Annotated in this window: 5 protein-coding genes; 2 read left to right on the top strand and 3 right to left on the bottom strand. The window is 60.6% G+C overall.

Features of this window, described 5'->3' with window-relative positions; genetic code table 11:
* Positions 1 to 1082 (bottom strand): efflux RND transporter periplasmic adaptor subunit (locus B552_RS27735; RefSeq protein ID WP_019450645.1); only part of this gene is annotated, 1082 nt, incomplete at its 3' end.
* 399 nt (positions 1083 to 1481) lie between these two features.
* On the opposite strand from B552_RS27735, the gene B552_RS0119025 reads away from it, so the two are divergent.
* Complete coding sequence (locus tag B552_RS0119025; RefSeq protein WP_019450644.1) at positions 1482 to 2195, top strand: TetR/AcrR family transcriptional regulator; 714 nt, start codon at positions 1482 to 1484, stop codon at positions 2193 to 2195.
* A 13-nt stretch (positions 2196 to 2208) separates the two neighbouring features.
* On the opposite strand, the gene B552_RS0119020 is transcribed toward B552_RS0119025, so the two are convergent.
* Positions 2209 to 2847, bottom strand: coding sequence for a TetR/AcrR family transcriptional regulator (locus B552_RS0119020; protein WP_237718276.1), 639 nt, complete (start codon positions 2845 to 2847; stop codon positions 2209 to 2211).
* A gap of 117 nt (positions 2848 to 2964) precedes the next feature.
* A complete protein-coding gene (locus tag B552_RS0119015) occupies positions 2965 to 3159 on the bottom strand; it encodes a hypothetical protein (RefSeq protein ID WP_019450642.1) in 195 nt (64 codons plus the stop codon).
* Between the two features lie 216 nt (positions 3160 to 3375).
* Between B552_RS0119015 and B552_RS27730 the strand changes: the two genes are divergently transcribed.
* On the top strand, positions 3376 to 3803 hold a 428-nt coding region (locus tag B552_RS27730; RefSeq protein ID WP_035880076.1), incomplete at its 3' end, for a paraquat-inducible protein A.

Below are 3803 nucleotides of genomic sequence, written 5' to 3'. Positions count from 1 at the left end.
TCGCACCTCCCGCCTGGGCGACGGTCACCATCTCCGCCAGCTTCACCTGCTGGCATATGCCCACCGGCACTCACCACGGTCTCGCCGCCCGCCAGACCCGCCACCACAATGACGCTGTCGTTCTGCTCAGCGCCAAGCTTCACTTCACGTGCGATCACCCGTGACGTCTTGGGGTCCACCACCCACACCTGCCGGCTGCGTTCATGATCGACAATGGCAGTCAGCGGCACGCGAATCGCGCCACTGCCGTTCACGTCGGGAACCATCACGGACGCTGTCATACCCAGACGCAGGAGGCTGGGATCGGCGTCTGCGTCCAGGATCGAAATGCGCGCAGAGTACGTGCGCGTGACACTGTCAGCGTCCGGCGCAAGCTCGCGGAGCTTGCCACTCCAGGACTTTTCCGGATGCGCCCACACCGTGATCGTGAGCTTCTGGGCGTTGCGAAGTTCGTCAACGCGCGACTCTGGAATGCTGATCGAGACCTCGCGCTCGCCGTCGGCCGCAACGGTGACGATTGACTGGCCGGCTGCCACTACCTGCCCGGCTTCCGCATTGATGGCGCTGACCACCCCATCACGGTCGGCCACAAGCGTGGTAAATCCGCGCAGGTTGGCATTCAGCTGCTGGCGCGCCTGGGCAGAACGCAGTTGTGCTTCCGCCTGGTTAAGCGCAAGCCGCTGCTGATCCAGCTCGGCCTGCGAGGCAAAGTTCTGCGCCAGCAGCTGCTCGGTACGTTTCACATCGACCCGCGCCTGGGCTACCCGGCTTCTCGCCGCGTCAGCCTCTGCGCCAGCCGCCGCCACCTGCAACGTTTCCTGGGTGGGATCGAGTTGCAACAACGGCTGGCCGCGCTTGACATGGCTACCCACTTCCACCATCCGGGCGACGATCTTGCCCGCCGTGCGGAATCCCAGCTGGCTTTCGTAACGCGCGCGGATCTCGCCCGAATAGTTCGCGCTGACCGAGCCGTTGCTACGCCCGACCACCACGGTCCGCACTGGCCTTACATCCGTGTGTTCGGACGCGGGTTTCTCTGTACACGCCGCCAGCAGGCTCGCCGCCGCGATGATGGCGAGCACTGCCGCTCGATGATTCCCGTTCAATTTCTGCCCTCCAATAAGGTCCGTCGCTCGCCTGCGATTCATCAGCAGTGTCCACGCCACGGAGTCCGTTCCGCAGACTCGTGCTGGTATCAGTGACGGCAGGCCTGTTCGGGCTTTCGCCCTTCCGATGAGCCCGGAATATACATCATACTGACGTCGGTGTCATGATGACGTATAATTTAGTTCAAGCGCGGAAGCAAATCAACTTTGATGTGCTAGACACCACGTGAGGCGAAGAAGGCGCGCGACCGCGAGGAGGATGTGCAAGGACAAGCGCAATGTGCGGAGTGATGCGGTCGACGAAGATCGAAGACGCAGGGAAGCCGGCGCGTGCGGTCACGTCGAGCTTATTGACCATAAGGAGAGAACAGATCAATGACCCTGATACAGAAGAGGTTCGCAGCGGAAATGGAACCGTGGGAAGCCACTGACCACCGCCAGCGCGTTGCAGCAAAGCGACGGCAGCGTATGCGTTCGCTGTTGCTGAACAGTGCGCTGAGTTTGTTGGTAGGGAATGGCGCCGCCTCGCCTTCCATCGACGACATCATTTCGGCGGCAGGAGTGTCACGGGGCACGTTCTACAAGTACTTCCCGTCGTCTGACGCGATTCTGCGGGAGCTGGTTGAGAAGATTGCTGAACAGTGGGTGCGGGTGGCTGACCCTATTGTGCGTGGCCATGACGATCCGGCCGAGCGCATCGCAAGGGGGATCCGGTTGGCGTCGATTCTTGCGATGCACCAGCCGGCTGTAGCTGGAATCCTTGGCCGGCTTGGCTGGGCTGGCTACCAGGCAACCAATATGCTGGAATTTGTCCGCAGGGACATAGAGGAAGGCGTCCGACGCAAGCGCTTCAGGCGCATGCCGATCGCCCTGGCGTTCAACATCGTTGCCGGCGCTGCAATGAGCGCGATGCATCGCATGCTTGAAACCGAATGCCGTGAGGATTTTTCGGAGCTCGCCGCTGCCGTGGCGTTGCGCGCCTTAGGTGTAGAGGAAGCGGTGGCCGATGCGATATCCAGGTCGCCGCTAGATGCGAGCGAAGTGCTGTTCGACCACCTGCTCGCCGAAGCGATCAGCGATGCGCCGTAGCACTTTGCACTCGCTAGTTGGAGAGCTCGGCCTTGGCGGCGAGCTTCTCCTGTGCCTTTTCGAGCAGTGATTCAGGCGAGGCTACCAGCTTTGGCAAAGCCGAAGAGGTCAACTTTGTGGCACGCGATGCAGGCACGCCGAGCGACCGCAACACTCCCCGGACGATCTGCTCGGGGTAGTCCTTGGTCGTTCTTCCCGTGGCCATACGGTGAACGGCAATTACCCCAGCGCCGGTTACCAGGTCCAATGCAACATCGGCCGACGCTCCGTCAAACGTGCCCGTCTTCAGACCTTCCTTGATATCCGAGGGCAGGTACTCGTACACGGCACTTTTCTTGCCAACTACGCTCAGGCCCGTACTGGAAAGAAACTGCGCCACAACAGGATAGGATCGCGCAAGGTGGAGATACAAGCGAATACCCGTTGCAACACGCAACGCCGGGTCTTCGATCTCGCCGACCACGCTCTCGATCATTTGCACCATGTCGTGACTAAGCGCTTCGCTGACAGCCGCCAGCAGGTCATCGTTAGTACGAAAGTAGTTGTAGAAGGAACCTTGAGAGACGCCAGCTGCCGCGATGACTTCAGGGATCACGCTGACGCCGATACCTCGTTGTGCAAAGACAATCATCGCGCTTTCAATGAGACGCATGCGCATCCGTGCGCGCCGTTCAGCGGCAACGCGAGGGCGGTGGTCTTTCGGATCAGTATCGGCAGGCATCTTCAGTTAGAGGACCTTAAGTGACGCGGCGATTATATCAATCCGCCGCTACAACGCCGACAACATGGCGTAAGCCATAAACATCCCCCCCTCCTTGATACGGACAAGCTCCGCGCCGTCCGTAACCGGCATTGAGTGCGCCGCGTCGCACAGTGTCTCCGTCACGACGATCAGGCGTTCGGCCGCTGCGAGGATGTCATGGGGCAGGCCTTCGCGAATTTCGACTTCGCAGACTACTTTCATGGATAGCGTTTTGAAGAGAAATGGCCCGCATGTCGCATGGCGTAGCGGAAAAGCAGGCGTTTTGCGGCAGCGGTTCCCGCCGCAGTGACAATAAGATACATATTGTCATGCTGACATGCAAGTCAATATGATGCAGAATGCGGGAATCTTGAAAGATTACGGTGCGCCCACGCACTGCCTGCCTCCTGCAACGAGGCCGAAGACCCAGGACACTCCGTGCATCAGAACCACTTCCCGCCGCCCGTCCGGTTACAGGATTCACACCGGCTGGTCGCATGCGAGCATTGCGACGCACTCCATACACGTGTGGCACTGAAACCGGGCGAACGTGCCGCCTGCCTGCGCTGCGGTGGCGCGCTCTATCGCGACAGTTCGCGTGCCTATCGTCGCCTGCTGCCGCTCGTAGTGACCGCCCTGATCCTGTTTCTGATCTCGAACGCGTACCCGATTGTCGTCATGGAACTCAAGGGATCGCGCATGGAGACCACGCTATGGGGCGCTGTACAGGCACTGTATGCGGATGACATGGCGCTGGTGGCGGTGCTCGTCTTCGCCACGACGATTCTGCTTCCGCTGGCGGAGCTACTCATGATGTGCTACCTGCTCGTGCCGATGGCGCAACATCGCAGACCACCCGGTTTCGA

Origin of the sequence: Cupriavidus sp. BIS7 (genome assembly GCF_000292345.1) — a bacterium.
Classification (GTDB): domain Bacteria; phylum Pseudomonadota; class Gammaproteobacteria; order Burkholderiales; family Burkholderiaceae; genus Cupriavidus.
Note: the sequence above shows the minus strand (reverse complement) of the source record. Positions and strands in the feature narration are given on the sequence as shown.